The organism is Streptomyces sp. NPDC002926 (assembly GCF_053591755.1).
In genome coordinates this window covers 132,699-148,088 of the sequence record NZ_JBSFUK010000012.1, presented here as the reverse complement: position 1 = coordinate 148,088, position 15,390 = coordinate 132,699, and the positions used below count along the sequence as shown (strand labels likewise).

General features: G+C 65.9%; 13 protein-coding genes and 3 pseudogenes. 6 read left to right on the top strand and 10 right to left on the bottom strand.

The window, feature by feature from the left end:
* Positions 1-532, top strand: a pseudogene (locus ACWDZ6_RS20455) (rRNA cytosine-C5-methyltransferase); the annotation flags it as partial.
* 254 nt (positions 533-786) lie between these two features.
* Positions 787-2,901, top strand: a complete 2,115-nt coding sequence (locus tag ACWDZ6_RS20450; protein ID WP_451503981.1) for a TnsA-like heteromeric transposase endonuclease subunit — start codon at positions 787-789, stop codon at positions 2,899-2,901.
* Here the strand turns inward: ACWDZ6_RS20450 and ACWDZ6_RS20445 are convergent.
* The 3 genes from ACWDZ6_RS20445 to ACWDZ6_RS20435 all read right to left on the bottom strand — a co-directional run bounded on the left by ACWDZ6_RS20445 (position 2,878) and on the right by ACWDZ6_RS20435 (position 6,201).
* Positions 2,878-4,974 carry a recombinase family protein gene (locus tag ACWDZ6_RS20445; protein ID WP_451503980.1) on the bottom strand — a complete coding sequence of 699 codons (2,097 nt, stop codon included), beginning with the start codon at positions 4,972-4,974 and terminating at the stop codon, positions 2,878-2,880. The genes ACWDZ6_RS20450 and ACWDZ6_RS20445 overlap by 24 nt on opposite strands.
* Before the next feature lie 279 nt (positions 4,975-5,253).
* Complete coding sequence (locus tag ACWDZ6_RS20440) at positions 5,254-5,760, bottom strand: helix-turn-helix domain-containing protein (RefSeq protein WP_451503979.1); 507 nt, start codon at positions 5,758-5,760, stop codon at positions 5,254-5,256.
* Positions 5,761-5,946: 186 nt separating this feature from the next.
* Positions 5,947-6,201: a DUF5372 family protein gene (locus tag ACWDZ6_RS20435; RefSeq protein ID WP_451503978.1), complete on the bottom strand. Its 255-nt coding sequence runs from the start codon at positions 6,199-6,201 to the stop codon at positions 5,947-5,949.
* 32 nt (positions 6,202-6,233) lie between these two features.
* Between ACWDZ6_RS20435 and ACWDZ6_RS20430 the strand changes: the two genes are divergently transcribed.
* From ACWDZ6_RS20430 to ACWDZ6_RS20415, 4 genes and pseudogenes are all read left to right on the top strand, one after another.
* The gene (locus ACWDZ6_RS20430) at positions 6,234-7,202 is read left to right on the top strand and encodes a hypothetical protein (RefSeq protein WP_451503977.1); all 969 of its coding nucleotides are present in this window, start codon (positions 6,234-6,236) and stop codon (positions 7,200-7,202) included.
* The gene (locus ACWDZ6_RS20425; RefSeq protein ID WP_451503976.1) at positions 7,199-8,347 is read left to right on the top strand and encodes an AAA family ATPase; all 1,149 of its coding nucleotides are present in this window, start codon (positions 7,199-7,201) and stop codon (positions 8,345-8,347) included. The genes ACWDZ6_RS20430 and ACWDZ6_RS20425 overlap by 4 nt, the downstream gene beginning before the upstream one ends.
* Positions 8,344-8,772 (top strand): annotated as a pseudogene (locus tag ACWDZ6_RS20420) (TniQ family protein); the annotation flags it as partial. The gene ACWDZ6_RS20425 and the pseudogene ACWDZ6_RS20420, both read left to right, overlap by 4 nt.
* Positions 8,773-8,919: 147 nt before the next feature.
* The gene (locus ACWDZ6_RS20415) at positions 8,920-10,659 is read left to right on the top strand and encodes a hypothetical protein (RefSeq protein WP_451503988.1); all 1,740 of its coding nucleotides are present in this window, start codon (positions 8,920-8,922) and stop codon (positions 10,657-10,659) included.
* A gap of 294 nt (positions 10,660-10,953) precedes the next feature.
* On the opposite strand, the gene ACWDZ6_RS20410 is transcribed toward ACWDZ6_RS20415, so the two are convergent.
* The 7 genes and pseudogenes from ACWDZ6_RS20410 to ACWDZ6_RS20380 form a co-directional block, all read right to left on the bottom strand.
* Positions 10,954-12,432 carry a UvrD-helicase domain-containing protein gene (locus tag ACWDZ6_RS20410; protein ID WP_451503975.1) on the bottom strand — a complete coding sequence of 493 codons (1,479 nt, stop codon included), beginning with the start codon at positions 12,430-12,432 and terminating at the stop codon, positions 10,954-10,956.
* A 9-nt stretch (positions 12,433-12,441) separates the two neighbouring features.
* Positions 12,442-12,942 (bottom strand): hypothetical protein, encoded by a 501-nt coding sequence (locus ACWDZ6_RS20405; protein WP_451503974.1) that lies wholly within the window; start codon positions 12,940-12,942, stop codon positions 12,442-12,444.
* Positions 12,939-13,346 carry a hypothetical protein gene (locus tag ACWDZ6_RS20400; protein WP_451503987.1) on the bottom strand — a complete coding sequence of 136 codons (408 nt, stop codon included), beginning with the start codon at positions 13,344-13,346 and terminating at the stop codon, positions 12,939-12,941. The genes ACWDZ6_RS20405 and ACWDZ6_RS20400 overlap by 4 nt, the downstream gene beginning before the upstream one ends.
* Positions 13,347-13,442: 96 nt before the next feature.
* A pseudogene (locus ACWDZ6_RS20395) lies at positions 13,443-13,823 on the bottom strand (DUF6083 domain-containing protein); the annotation flags it as partial.
* Between the two features lie 158 nt (positions 13,824-13,981).
* Positions 13,982-14,245, bottom strand: coding sequence for a helix-turn-helix transcriptional regulator (locus tag ACWDZ6_RS20390; RefSeq protein WP_451503973.1), 264 nt, complete (start codon positions 14,243-14,245; stop codon positions 13,982-13,984).
* Between the two features lie 217 nt (positions 14,246-14,462).
* The gene (locus ACWDZ6_RS20385; RefSeq protein ID WP_451503972.1) at positions 14,463-14,645 is read right to left on the bottom strand and encodes a hypothetical protein; all 183 of its coding nucleotides are present in this window, start codon (positions 14,643-14,645) and stop codon (positions 14,463-14,465) included.
* Positions 14,646-14,993: 348 nt separating this feature from the next.
* Positions 14,994-15,251, bottom strand: coding sequence for a hypothetical protein (locus ACWDZ6_RS20380; protein ID WP_451503971.1), 258 nt, complete (start codon positions 15,249-15,251; stop codon positions 14,994-14,996).
* Positions 15,252-15,390 lie beyond the last annotated feature (139 nt).

Below are 15,390 nucleotides of genomic sequence, written 5' to 3'. Positions count from 1 at the left end.
GCTGGCCGCGGGGCGTGGCGCGTCGCTGCTGGCTTCCGAGAAGCAGCCGCACCGGGCCCGGCTGGTGGAGCGGACGCTGGCCGGCAACCCCGGCCCCTACCAGGTCATCGCCGCCGACGGCACCCGGCCGCCGTGGCTGCCCGGCTCGTTCGACCGCGTGCTGATGGACGTGCCGTGCACCGGGCTCGGGGCACTGCGACGCAGGCCCGAAGCCCGCTGGCGGCGGCGCCCCGAGGACCTGGAGAGCTTCGCTCCGCTCCAACGCGGCCTGTTGCGTGAGGCGTTGAGTGCCGTACGGGTCGGGGGCGTGGTCGGATACGCGACCTGCTCGCCGCATCTTGCCGAGACCCGGGTGGTCGTGGAGGACGTACTCAAGGGGCGCGGCGGGCCGGCCGTCGAGGCCGAGTGGCTGGACGCGAGGCCGCTGATGCCGGGCGTCGCGGGGCTGGGCGACGGGCCGGACGTTCAGCTCTGGCCGCATCTGCACGGCACGGACGCGATGTACCTGGCGCTGCTGCGGCGTACGGCCTGAGGGGCACGCCGCGTGTAGGTTCTCAAAATGAGTGACCAATTCTCATTCCAGTTGGCCACTGTCTGGCCAACCGGACAATAAATTGAGACGGACGCTCGTTCGAGTCTTCGCTCGTAGGTGTGAGATCCGAGGCTGCCTCTGTGCGCCTGCGCGCTCCCATGCAACCGTCGATTGGACAGCCTGACGGAACCGGCCTTCAGGTCAGCGCTCAGTTTGCTGGGGGTCACGTGCGACCTGCCATTGGCTCGGTCTCGGTGACGGTCCGCCAGAGTGACGGCGCGCTTGAAGTGGCGCCCTGGCCGTACAAGGGTATTGAAAGAATGGAATCGCTGATTCCATGGCGCACGTTCCGCTGGTATTACGGCCAAAAGCATTACTCGGGTTTCTACTGGTCCTCGACCATGCGTGCTCACGTGATCTATGAATCGCGGTTGGAGCTCACGCGTCTAATCTATGCAGATTTTGCACCCGAAGTCACGGCGATCTATGCACAGCCATTCTTGATTACGGCGGAGATCAATGGGGCCCAGCGGCGGCATGTTCCTGATTTCCTGCTACTACGTGATGGATCGGTGCCTCTGGTCGTGGATGTCAAGCCGCGTGAACTGCTGACGCGACCGAAAGTGGCTTTTTCGCTGGAGTGGTCTCGAGAGGCAGTCGAGTCCTGTGGTTGGGAGTATCAAGTATGGTGCGAACCGCCGGACGAAGAGCGGGCCAATCTGAGATTCTTGGCCGGGTATAGGCGCGATTGGCTGTTCAATGCCGACCTTCTGCAAGAAATGCGCACCCGGGACCTTGTCGGAGCGACCCTGGGTGACGCATTTCGATCATTCCCAAACTGGCCCAAAGAAGTTGTACGTGCCGCCGTCTTTCACCTCCTTTGGGTGCAGGATCTCTCCACTGACCTCGATGAGATATTGGCCGAGCGGAATGTGCTGAGCAGGAAAGCGGCAACCGTTTTAGGCGCAGGGGTGACTGTGATGCCTGATCCAATCGATGATCCGGAACAGGGTGACCGGGAAGCTGCCGCAACCAACCACATCGATGGCTTGGATGGGAGACGGAGGAGTGGGCAAGGCGCAGCACGTGTCGGAGTAGGGACACGGTTTCACTACGACGGTGAAGTCGTCACGGTCGAGGAGATGTTCGGCTCTGCCAGTGGCAATGAGATCCTGGTCAAGGACGGACGCGGCCGCAGGTTCCGGCTCTCTCTGAGGGAGGTGCTGTCCTCGGGCCGTGCCCGTGTATGCGCGGAAACCCCGGGGCCCTCCTCAGCAGATGCGGGTGAAACCGCCTCAGTGACTCTTTCCCTGCTCGAGGAATTTGAGCTGGAGACGATTCGTGAGCGGGCCGCTCATGTCAACGAGGTGCTCTACGGCTACCGCTCAGGAACGCCGGAGTTGGCGGCTCCGGGGGAACCACGGCCACAGTACGTGCCGGGGACGCCCAAGATGGATCGATACAGAGCCAAGGCGGAGGAACTCGGGGTTGGCCAGCGCACGATCAGACGCTGGGTCAGCGACTTCCAGGCCGAACGAGAAGCCGCATTGGCGCGTGACTTGCCAGAGCGGTCTGCCGACTCGGCAGGAGTGGGGCGGGCTGATCCCCGGTGGGTGGAAATGGCTTTGGAGATCATGGCGGAGCACACCGATGCAGCGACGCCAACCCAGGCGAAGATCATCCGAAGCGTCGGCCCTCGTCTCGAGGCCCGCTACGGGAAGGGCGAGGTGCGGCTTCCTGGCAGGGCGACGGCGTATCGATGGATTTCCGAGCTCGAGAGACGTCGGCCAACTTTTCGCCTAAGCGCACAGAGGAACCGTGACATTGCTTCCCGGCCAGCTGGCGTCTACGGAAAGCTGCGGCCGACGAGGCCGGGTGAGTTCCTGCTGCTCGACACGAACAGGCTGGATGTCTTCGCTCTTGACCCGTTGACCCTGCAGTGGGTACAGCCGGAGCTGACCGCGGCCATGGACTGGTACGACCGCTGTATCACTGGCCTGCGGCTGACTCCGGCGTCCACCAAGTCCGTTGACGTAGCCGCGACGCTCTTTCAGACCTATCGTCCCCGCCCAGCGGGCAAGGACTGGCCGCGCTACGCGGTCTGGCCCGACCATGGCATTCCTCGGACAGTCCTGCTGGATCGGGATGCCATCGAGGGGCCCATGGCGGACGCCGCAGCACACGTCACCGGGCAGGGTTCTGCAGGGCCGGCCCTCGTTCCTGAGACGATCGTGGTGGACCACGGCAAGATCTACGTGTCCGAGCACATCACCAGCGTCTGCCAGCGGTTGGGTATCTCCATCCAGCCGGCCCGTTTGCGCACAGGACGGGACAAACCTCGTGCTTCATACTGCGCCTCCTTGGGCTGATTCGGTGGGTGTTCCAGCTGGTGCTGGTCGTGGTCCCGGTGGCCGTCCGATCCTGGGCCGGGCGAGGTCGGGTGGTGGCGGGAAGTAGAAGTACTCGCCTTTGTCGTTGGCGACGCGGCCGGTCAGCAGGCCGTTGTTCCGCCAGATCTGGACGGTGTTCAGGCCGATGCCGAGCCGTCGGGCGATCTCGCGCAGGCTCAACATGCCCTGGTCCGCGAGTCGTTGAGGGTGGCTGCGCAGTCCGTACCTGTCCCGGATCCGGCGCACGATGGTGGCTTTCAGGGGTTGTCCGGTGCCACTGACGTGACCGCGTTCGGTGAGGATGGCGGCGATCTGGCCGTCGGTATGGTCGTCGAGGAGTTCGTCGATGGCGGCGACGACGTCGGGCGGGGTCTGGCGGATCTGCCAGGACGCGAGGGGAACGGGCATGGTCAGGGTGTGTTCCTGGCCGCCGGTGAGGCGGACGTGAGCGGTGATCTGGTCGGCCCGGACCAGGGTGACATCCGTGACAAGCAGTCTGACCAGGCGTTTTCGTTCCCGCATCGGGGTGTCGGGGTCATTCCAGAGGGTGGGGAAATCGCTGGCCAGGGCAGTGATCCGGGCCCGTTGCGCGTCGTCGAGGACGCCGTGGCCGTCGTTCTTGGCGCTCTCGTATGTGTCGCGGGCGGTGGCGAGTTCGCGCAGGGCTGCGTTCCAGTCGGCTTCCAGGCTGCCCGCGACGAGCCGGTTGTCCGGATCGACGGCGAGGTAGCGGCGGCGGGCCAAGTCGGTCTGGTACTGGGCCCGTTCGACGGCGGCGGCCCGCAGCTGCTCGGCCTCGTCCGCGCGGGCGGTGAGTTCGTCGGCGACCGCGAGGGCGGCGGTGATCGCGTGCGGAGTCAGGGCCTTGATGAGGAGCCGGCCGACGGCGTGATCGACGACGGCGCCGTGCACGCGCTGGCAGATGGGACTGCCGTACTCGATGCCCTTGGCCTGGCAGACGTACTCCGGCTCCAGGCCGTGCTTGCGGTGGTGGTAGCGCACGGTCATGCGGCGCCCGCACAGGCCGCACATGGTCATGCCCTGCAGCAGGGCCGGGCCCTCACGGGCGGGCCCGTGGCGGCGGTCCTTGCCATAGGCGGTGGCATTCGAGGCGAGTCGTGTCTGGTTGGCCTCGTACTTGGCGAAGGAGATATAGCCGACGTGGGCGTCGGGGAACAGGGCGATCCACTGCTCACGGGGCTGCAGTGCCGGCCCGCTCTTCCCGCTCACGCCGATTTTGTGCTGGTGACGGCCGTAGACGAAGGCCCCGGCATAGCGCGGATTGTGCAGGATCTGCAGCACCCGCGAGTGCGCGATCGCCGCCCAGACGACCTTTCCCTTGTCCGGGCCGGACTGGATCCGCCGCGGCAGCAGCAGCGACTGCCGGTTGAACTCCTTGACCACGCCGACGGCCGAGCCGGTGGTGTCGAACAGTGTGAACACGGTCCGGATCGCCTGCTGGATCGCGGCATCCGGGTCGAGGACGACTTTCCCGGCGCCGTCGTAGCCCAGACCGATCGGCAGCGGCTGGATCAGCTCCCCGCGTCGGGCCTTGGACAGCTGCCCGCCCCGAAGGCGGGCCTTGAGCAGGTGCAACTCCGCCTCGGACATGGTCCCTTTGAGACCGAGAAGGAGGCGATCGTTGAAGTCGCAGGGGTCGTAAAGGCCGTCCTCGTCCAGGATCAGTGTCCCTGACATCGCACAGATCTCCAGCAGCCGGTGCCAGTCGGCGCTGTTCCGCGCCAGGCGGCTCACCTCCAGACCCAGCACGATTCCGGCGTGTCCCATGCCGACCTCGGTGACCAGCTTCTGGAAGCCCTCCCGGTCGGCGGCCGTGGCGCCGGACTGGCCCTGGTCGGTGTCGATGACGTGGATCCGGTCAGCCGGCCAGCCCAGCGCGACGGCCCGTTCCTTCAGGCCGTACTGCCGCACCGTCGACTCGGTGTTGTTCAGTACCTGCTTGAGCGAGCTCTGCCGGACATACAAGTACGCGTCCCGGGCGAGGTGGGCGGCCGTCACCTTGGCGGCCGGGCCGAACAGCTGGTCGTTCATGAGGCTCCCGTGCACCTTCATGTCACTGCGGATCAGGGCGAGTTGGCGTGAGCCAGGACCATCCGGGACCACACCCGGATGACCTCCTCATCCAACGTGGCGGCCGCCGAAACGGCGGCCGGCGGGGCCGGGTGCCTCCGCGCTGCCGCGACGGCCAGACAGGCGGCCACCCGGAGGAAGGCGACCATGCCCCGGGCCACGAGCACCCCCATCCCGTTGCGACGGCCGCCGCGGCCCGCGCTCTCGCGCAGCTGCTCGTACTCGGCGACGGCCGTGGCGTTACCGCCTTGGGCGGCAGCGGGATATGGGCTTGTCTTCAGGGACGCTCTCCGGCTCGCGCCGCCGGGCGAGTGCGCGCTCGACGGACCGCGGGTGGACGGTGAAGCCGAACTCCTCGGCGACCTTCTGGCTGATGTCCTTCGAGGTCAGCGCACCATCGACGGCCAGCCAGGCGTCGATGCGGTCCATGACCGGTGCGGTCAGCTTGACGGGCCCCTTCGGTCCCGGTTTGCCGGGAACCAGAGCCGACGGGCCGCCGGCGTCCAGGGCGGCGGCGATCTCATAGAACGCCTGGCGGCAGTAGCCGAAGGCGCGGGCCGCCCGCGCGACGGGCACCTTGTCGACGCGGACGCGCCGCACCATCTCGTACTTGACCTGCACCAGGTCGCGCGGGTCGCAGAACGGCGAGGACAGGAACACCTCGTCAGTCACCTTCTCCGGATACGGATTCAGCGATCTCGACGCCGCGAGCGCGGCCACCTTCGGGTCCTTCGCCGTCACCGTCATCACGTCCGCCTCCCCAGTGACTCGGTCGTGTCACCAGGTTCGCGCCACCACTCGGCGCGGCCAAGACCGCAAAGCAGGCGCGCGGAGGCAAACCAGCAGATCAGAAGTGCTCCCGCTGGCCGCCTCCGCGCGCCGTCGATCAACCCCGCCGACCGGCCGGGCGTGGATCAGACGACGGTTACGGCATCATCCTCCCGACGCCCGTACGCGGAGAGCGTCGATGAGATCGACGGCGGCCAGGAGGTCGGCCACCCGAAAGGGGCAGCGGCCCGCGGCCATCGTGATGGACGGATCGACAGGGTCGATGTCCGTCCAGGCCGCAGGCAGCGAGACCACCTCCCCGTTCTCGTCAGCGAGGGCGACCCGGTCCTCGTCCCAGGCCACACGCCGGTCGACGAAGGCGAACTCCCGCCCGGCCCACGGGTGGAACGGGTGCGTCACCCGCACAACTCCGGGCTGAGCGTCCTGATCGGGTGCAGTCGACGACTCGCGACAAGGGCCCCCTTGAGCGGTTCTTCCGAACGATTCGCGAGGAGCTGCTTGAGAACCTCCCCGGATACAAGGGACCAGACGTTCACGGGCGGGGGGTAAACCCGGCGGGTGAGGCCTACTTCTTCCTCAACGAGCTGGAAGCGATCATCCGGGAGTGGGTGGCCTTGGTCTACCACCACAGTCCCCACGACGGCCTGGTCGATCCCCGGGTTCCGGGACTGGAGTTGTCTCCTGCCGCAATGTTCGATCATGGGATTGCCCGTGCCGGCTACATCGAGGTTCCACGCGATCCGGACTTGGGATTCGAATTTCTCAAGACCGACTGGAGGTCATTCCAGCACTATGGCGTCGAAATCCGCGGCTGCCGCTACAACGGACCGGGCCTGAACGGCCTCCGCAACCGGACGAGTCCCTACACCTCATCGCGTGCCAAAGGGCGTTGGCCGATTCAGGTCGACCCCGATGACATCACCCGCGTCTACTTCCGCCGCCCTGATAGCCGTAAGTGGCACACGCTGGAGTGGGAGCATGCTCCGGCCGAGAAATTCCCGGTGAGTGAGGATGCCTTGGAGCTTGCCCGGAAGATGGCCCGGCACAAGTACCGCTACCCGGATGACGGGAACGCGCTGGCTGAGCTGCTGGAGCGATGGAATCTCGGCTTGGGCATGACTATGTCCGAACGGCGCGTTGCTTTGCGTATGGCGCGCGCCCAGTCGGCTATCGACCTGCCGGCTGCTAACAGCCAGGTCGCTATGTTGCCCTCCGTCGCCAAGGTACTGGCCGCCGATCCGGAAACAGCGGAGGACGAACAGGACCCAGAGCCTGAGCCGTACGAGGGCTCACTGCCGGGGGACGACGACGAGTACGACGAACTGGACGCTTCTCCCTGCCAGTTGGACGACCCTGACGGCGAAGGCGATTACTACTCGGATGCTCTGGAGGACGCATGACCGACGTAACGCCGCATGCAGCACGCCTGCCGCTGGACAACCTGACGCTGTCCCGGAAGGAAGGATTTCGCCAACTGGCGGAGGCGCCGAAACGTATCCAGCCCGACCTGCTGACCGTCGCGCAGCTCGCTCTGCTCGGCGATTCTGCACGCGCCGTTCACAACCGGCTGCGGCGAGATTGGCACGCCAATCTCGGACCGATCAAGACCCCGCAACTCATTGCACTGCAGGACGACTTGTGGGACATCATCGACAGTAATGTGCAGGATGGTGACAAGTCCAAGGGTGCGGTCGCAGTGGATGCCTTCCCGGGTCTCGGAAAGACCACCGCCGTACTGCATTTTGCTCAGAAATTCCATCGTCGGGAAATCGCAGAACTGGGGCGGCTAACCCGGGACGGCAATGAACGGTGGCCGGTGTGTCGGATAGGTCTCACCAGCAACATCGGCATGAAGGACTTCAATCGTTCCATCCTGGATTTCTTTGCGCATCCGGCCCGCTTCCGGGGCACCTCCGCGCAGTTCCTGCAGCGGGCCCTTGACTGCGTTCTGGACTGCGAGACGCGAATCCTGATCATTGACGACCTTCATTTTCTTAAGTGGTCGGATCAAAATGGTCGAGCGGTCAGCAATCACTTCAAGCACATTGCCAATGAGTTTCCCGTCACCTTGATCTTCGTGGGTGTTGAGCTCGAGGCACGAGGTCTGTACTCGGAGACTGACATGTGTGGGGATGTGACGCTCGCTCAGACCGCTCGTCGCACCACGCCCCTGTCGATGGCGCCGTTCTCGGTGAACGACGACAAGTCGCGGAAGGCATGGCGAGGCCTGCTGCTCTGGCTGGAGAAACGCCTTGTGCTCGCGAACAAGTTTCCGGGCATGCTGGCCGATGGGCTGTCGGACTACTTCTATGCCCGCACGACGGGGCACATCGGCTCGCTCATGACGCTGATCAACCGCGGTTGTCAGCGGGCCGTCCGGACCGGCGCGGAGCGGCTGGATGCCGACCTGCTCAACAGCGTCAAGATTGATGCCGCGTCAGAGCAGGCACGAAAGCAGCTCGAGGCTGGTCTGCGCGCCCGCCGCTGGACCTCGAAGATCACGTCGGCCCGGTCTGACACCGCCGCGAAGCAGGTAAGCCGTTGAGCCTGGCACGTACGCTGCCGCTCCGGGTCCAGCCCGTGGGAGGTGAGGCGCTCGACAGTTGGCTCGAGGCCATCGCCCGCCGCAGCAGAGCACCCCTGACGCACATCACCGAGGCCCTCGGGCTGAGTGGTCCGGCGAGACGTCACTCGCCAGTGAGGCCGCCGTGGACCGTCGCACTGGCTGATGAGGAGGCAGAGCATCTCGTTCTGACCGCCGGAATCGACCGGGACCTTCTGTTGGGCATGACGCTGGCTCGATGGCACGGGAGGGCGCTCTTCATCGATTCGGGTCGCCGCCGCATTGACAAGAGGCGGCTCTGGGGCCGTGCATGCGGGTCCCGCTACTGCCCAGAGTGCCTGAAGGAATCTGGTGGACGCTGGCAGTTGTCGTGGCGCCTGGGCTTCGCTTTTGCCTGCACACGCCATCATTTGCTGCTTGCGGATGCCTGCCCCTCGTGCGGCGAGATTCCGCGCAGCAGAAGCATCTACTCTGGGACTCCGCCCGTACCAGGAATCTGCCCGACTAAATCGAAGAATGCCCCATCAGGGCGGTGCGGACAGAGCCTGTGTGAGGTGGCTACTCCGCAACTGCAGGCCAACGGGCCGATGCTTCTGGCGCAACAGCAACTCACCAGACTCATTGATGGGGAAGCGGAAAACACGACGGACTTCGCAGGCGTCTATGGCAGCAAGCCTGTCGCGATCGCACGTGCGTTGGCGGACTTGAGGACTTTCGCCTCACGCGTGCTGGCATTTGCGCAGGACGACGACCTGTCTCGTTGGGGCGCCAGCGACTTGGTGCGCCGCTGCAATGCCTACCGTGAAGCCCCGCTCACCACCTACCGCGGCCGTCGGGAAGCACACACCCGCGGATCGTGGGTAGCGCCCACGGATGCCGCAGCAACCGGTCTTGCACTGACGGCGGCGCTCGACACCCTGAGTGGTGCGGAGTCCGAGACTGTCATCGAACGGATTGCCTGGCTCACTGATCGACTACAGGAGCGGGGAGAGAGCGCTGCGCACTGCGACATTGACAAATGGAGTGCGGAAATCTCCCCAGACCTTGTCACCCTTGTTCTGGGCGCCGTGCACCGCAGTCACGGGCGCAGGGCGGTACGACTGCACTACCGGACGACGACAGGCCGGCCACAGCGGCCAGCCAAGGGACTCGACCTGCCGCGCGCACGGGCACAGAGGGTGCCCGCCAGCCTGTGGGACAACTGGACGCTGCGGATGATGCCCCTCAAAGCCAGCGGAAACCTCCGTTGGGCCACCGTTCAGCAGGCCCTCGCGGTCAGCGTTCTCCAGGTCGGGGCATGGATCAATCTGCCCCAGGCCCAGAAGCTACTCGGTACTAATCTTGGCCCCAAGACTCTGTCCCGCACGCTGGAAACCCTTCACGCCCACGAGGCCGGCGTGGACATCCTGCGGGCCGTGACCATGCTGGCCGACCTCCTCGATCAAACAGGCTCCCCGATCGACTACACACGCCGACGCGAAGTCTTCGGACAGATGGCGCAGTTCATCAATCCTGAAGACTGGGCTGAGATCCGAAGACAGTCGCGACCCACACACCATGCCCAGGCATACATCCAGCACGCGAATCGATGGATCTATCAACGGCTCACCGGAAATCCCATCCGGCAGTTTCCTGCACCGCCGTGCTCAGATCCACATGACTCACCAAAGAAATACCCACACTTCACATTTGAACTAGATACAGCCGAGATCGATGGGTTGAACAGGATTGGCCAACGACTGCTGTCCGCCGAGAGGATTGCAGAGCCCTTGACATGGGAGCCAGCCATTCCGGATGCTTTGGCCCTTGACATCAAACTCCCCGGCGTTGCACGTGAAAGCATCCATCATTCGAAGGTTCACGATCTGATCCTTGACGGAGCCTTGAGCGCATCGGCAGTCGCCAGAACGCTCAACACAACCCCAGCCCACGTGCGTTGCATTCTGGACAGACAACCGCTCAACAGGAGCAGTACAGTCGCACAACGCAACGAGAAATGGCGCCAGTTGTATCTCGACGGGCTCTCCGCCACCCAAATCAGCCAGGTGGCAGGCGGAAGTAGTACAACCATCCTCAAAGAGCTCAGACGTATGGGGGTTGAGATCCGTTCGAGAGCTCCGGAACACGTGTATGGGCACCTGATTCAAGAGGTAATCCATCGGTACCGCCACCTCGGCGAGTCCCTTCAAAGCATCGCCGATAGAACGGGAATGTGTCGTGCCACGGTGCGCAACATCCTGAAGCGTGAAGGTGTACCGCGTCGACCGTGCGGACGGCGACCTCAGCCGAGCTAAGAGCTGCACCCGTATTCCACCCAGCAGGCCGTGCGTGACGCGGACGCGCAGCAGCACGTGACCATCACCCAGGCCTGGGCGCCGATCGGCGACGTGAACATCTACTGGCCCACGGGAACAGGGCACAACGTGCTGACCCGATCCAGTCGTTCTCGACCTGGCTAGAGCCACGGCAAGACCCCGGTACAGTCGTGCTGCGCTGGCTCCTGCAGCACGGCCTGTCCGCCATTACCGTTTCAGGGTGTGAGTCATACCAGCGCAGGTACGGCCAACGCTTCCACGTTGCTACTTGGGTCAGGGACACGGTGAAGCTTCACTCGTCGTGGGATGGCTGTCGATCCATGACAGTCCCCCAAGGTCGAGTTGCTGTCGTGCGCGCGTGACCGCGACGTATGCGAGCCGGGCGTCTGTGTCGCTGACAGATTCCGGGATTGGACGGCCCTCGGCGTCCTGTTGTTCGCTGTCTTTGGGCGGTGGGAAGTCGTCACCGATCCGGACAGTTGGCCATTCGCGTCCTTTGGCTTTGTGAGCGGTGGACACGGTGACGTCGGCATGGCCCTCGTTGGTGAGGTCGTCGACCGCGGCGAGGATGGCGTCGGGACCGTGCGTGTCGACGAGGTCGACGAAAGGCTGGAGGTCGCCGCCGGCGGGGTCGTACGCCGCATAGTCCTGCACTTCACCCCATGAGGAGAAGAGCACGAGTTCCGGGTGGTTGGTTCGGCGGCCGTCCTTGAGATCGCGTGCCGCCAGCGCCAGTGCGGCGAGCGTGTATCCGCCGCGGGTCAGAGCGACGCGGCGGCCCTCGGAGAGGAGACGCATGACCTCGGCCATGGCACCGATGTTGGTACGACACAGCACCGCGTCCGGGGTGGCGACGGCTCCGACCTCGGTGGGAATCGACTCGCTTCCGGTCAGGCGGATAGGTGCCTCGGCGAGCTCGAGCCAGCGGTTGGCTTGCTCGGCGAGGCGAGGGCCGAAGCGGAAGGAGCGGGTCAGAGTGAGCGCCGTGGCGTGGAAGCCGGTCATCACGTCGCGGGCGCCGCGCCAGCCGTAGATGGCCTGCGCCGAGTCGCCCACCATGACGAGCTGGGCGTGGTCGCGCTGGGCGTTGAAGACCTGCTCCAGGACGGGGTTGGTGTCTTGGGCTTCGTCGAGGAAGAGGAAGTCCGCCTCGATCTTGGGTTCGGTCAGGGCCCACATCTTCAGGTAGTGGTCGTGTTCAAAGCGGACCACGCCCTGGTCGCAGTTTTGCAGGTCGGCCCAAGCCTTGGCTGCGAACGGCAGGACGGCGTCGGCGAGTTGGGCTTGCTCCGCGTGTGTCCCAAGGCGGCGTAGGCGCGGTACGTGGTGGTGAGCCATTGCGCGGTCGGCGGAGTAGCAGAAGCGGTTCACGGCGCGTAGCGCTGTGTGGGAGAGCATCTTTTGGCTGATGTCGTGATGGCCGATGCGGATAGATCGGGTGATGCCGAGGGCCTGGCCAGTTTTCCAGGCTGGCTGCCGGGGGCCGTTGAGTCGGTCGGCGTATCGGTGGCCGAGGGCTGCGTACGCAGTTGCGTGGGCGGTCTTGCACGTCACCGTACGGGGGAAGCGCTTGGCGGCGTCGCGAGCGATGTCCTTGTTGAAGGCGAGGTAACGACCGCGTCGTTTGGTAGTGGCAGCGAGCATCGCGAGGGTCGTGGTCTTGCCGGTACCGGCTCCCGCTTGCAGGACGAGGTGGTCTCCTCCTCGGAAGGCGTCAGCGGCTTGGACCTGCTCGTCGGTCGAGGTGGGCACATCGGCTCCTCAAGAGGGAGTGGAGTAGGGCTCGCTGCTTGGCAGTCGGCTGTGCTCGAGGAGAGTGCTCGCCGCGCAGACCAGCAGCTCCTCCGGGCTGTGCTGGGCCAGCAGCCCTTCCAACTGGCTCGTCAGACGGCGGGCACGCTCTTCCTGGTGCTGGGCGACAGCAGCGGTCACGGTCTGTCCGAGGAAGTCGCGGGACCGCTGACCGCGGGCTGCCGCGGCCTGCCGGAGGGCGGTGCGGGCGGCGTGGCTGAGGGCGACGTTCAGCAGAACACAGCCCTTCTGGTCCGGGTAATGGGTGGTCAGGACATCGAGGGGCAGTAGGGCATCGAGTCGATGCCGAAGAACTCGCAACGCCCGCCCAGGTGTCTTGGCGCGCTGCAGGGCTAGCAGCCGGGTGCGGTCGGTGTTGGCGCCCAGGGGCACGGCATGGCGCGCACGTCGCAGTTCACAAGGGGTGGCGGGCCGCGTCAGGATGATCTCAATCGCGTGGTGGGTGGTCACGACTGCGCCGCTTTCCTGCCCCGGCCGGCAGGTCCCTGACGCCTGGTCACCGTTGGAAGCCGGGTGTAGACGACTTGGTGGTGGATGAGCGGGTCGAACGGCTCCCACTCGGTCATCGCCACGTCGGCGGCCGTGGGACTCGCGGGGTGCTCGGGGCAGCGTTGAGCCCTCCACCGAAGTTGCTCGGCGTAAGGCAGGCCGGTGAGCGCGTAGACGGCCATGACCTCGCCAGGCAAGGGAAGCTGGCCGCGTGCCGTGGTGACGGGCACAAGAGTCCAGGTGCCTGCCAGGGCCTCCGCTGTGAGCAGGGGGCTTGTGCAGCGGTGGCGGCGTCGGGTCTGGGCGACGCACTGGATTTCGTCCACCGGGCGGTTGGCGAGGTAGCGGATGTGCAGGAGTTGCACGACTGGCCGAGCCGGCCGACAGGCGGCCCTCGGTGAGGCTTCGGTGTCCGGCGGAGCTGAGGGGGGAACGACAGTGCCAGTGCCGATCAGACGTCGGGTTTTGACCGCCAGAGCGCGGCGTAGTCCTGCCAGCTCAGGCACAGCCGGTTGACCTTCGCGTGCGGGGCACAGCATGGCGTGCGGCAGCCGACACCATCCGTTACCGTCGCCCGCCGGATGGGCGACTCCGGAGCTGACGTGCCAGTGGCAGGAGGCGGGCACCATATGGGCGGGGAGCTCGTGAGGATACAGGCGGATGGGCCGCTTGTTGGTGCAGTGGTACCACTCGATTCGGTTGCCGCAGTCCCGGCAGCGGTCGCTCTGGCCGCATCGCAGCAGGCGGCTGGTGCTGTCACTACTTACGCGTAGGGATTGCCTCGCGCGGACATGGGCGAGGCTGCCGTCCCAATGACGTGGAGAAGAGGGTGTGGAGCGCATGTGGGCGAACCTGCCAGCCGACGCGCCGCTCCATCGGTGTCGCTACCGCAGATGTCCCCCGAACTGCCGCATTGAGTGAGACGGGCTTTCGATCATGCGATTGCGCGTTCGTATCGAGTCACCGATTCGGGCGGTTGGTGATTGCCGTCCCAGGGCGGTCAGTCGTCGGCCTTTTCGGGGGGCTCATGGCCGTTGCACAGGGTGGCGAAGAGCTCGTCGAGCGGGGTGTTCAGCGCGTGTGCGAGGGCGTGCCAAGTCTTCACGGTCCCGATCGTGCGGCCCTGCTCGATCTCGATCAGGGTCCGCCTGGCGAGGCCGCTTCGGGCGGCGAGCTCGTCGTAGGTCCATCCCCTGGCCGCCCTCAGGCGTGCGAGCTCCAGATGGAGCGCCTCGAAGTCTGGATCGGGCGGAAAGATCGTCACGTGACCATCCGACGGGGCAGGCACCTGCCCTGTCAGTGCAGACCTCTGCCCTATTTCCGCAGGTGGCGGGGCAAGGCGACAGGGCAGGGGTCTGCACTACCGTGTGCGCCCGCCGCACTTCTTGGTGGACTGCGGCGCGGGACGGCATCGGGAGGAGCGCGCGCCCATGAGGCTCTGCACAACACGCCCAACAGTGCTGCGTGCCTGGACTGTGGAGCTACGGCCTGGTGCTGACGGGCCGCAGCTCGTGTGCCAGCAGTGCGGTCACCGAGGCGTTCTGCTCGCTGCCGTATCCGCGCGCTCCGCGGTGCTCGAGCATCTGGCCGGTCACGCTCGGAGCGACGTTCTGCCGTCGTACATGCGCACCTGCCAGTGCCACGAACGAGGCTGCCGCTGGCACCCCCGTCACCGCGGCTGCGCCGGCCCCATCCGCCTGCTTCTCGCGCGCGAGCGGGGTGGACGGCTCTGGCGCCTTGCAGACGCATGTACCGCCTGTGCGTCGGCGACGGAGCAGGCAGCCGTGGTTCCGGAAACCTTCTTGCGTGCGGCCGCGACGTCGTCGGATGGGGCCTCGCGCCGGCGCGGACGACGACCCAAGGGTCCGGGCGAACAGGTTCGGGTGCGAGAGATGCTCAGCTATTTGGCTGCGGCCCTGCCAAGTCATGTCGGGGCTGCGGCCCGGCTCCTCGCTGTGCAGTGCGCGCTGCGAATGGACTCCGAAGGGCGCGTGCGGTTGCCGGTCGGGGTCCTACGCAGTCTTCGCCTCGATCGCGATCCGCGGCCGTGGAGGGAGCTGGAGCAGGCGCGGTGGCTCCACCGAACGCCGACTGGCCAGGGCTCTAGGGGCGGGGCGGTGGTTGCCCGGGTCCTTGACGATGTGCTGCTCGCGCCCGCACGTCCAGACCGCAGACGCGCTGCGGACTGGGCGCTGCGCGTGGCGGGAGGCGGCGGTGTGGGTGTCGGTGACCCGTGTCTGCGGCTGGTCGCCCTCTGCCTTGCGGCGCACGGGGATTCCTTGACTGGTCGCGGCTGTGTCGAGATGGACCGCATCGCACATGAGTGTGGGCTTGTCCCTGCTGCTCTGTCTCCCGCGCTCGATCGGTTGGCAGCATCCCTCGTCTCCTGGAGGGTGGCTCTTGCCTCTG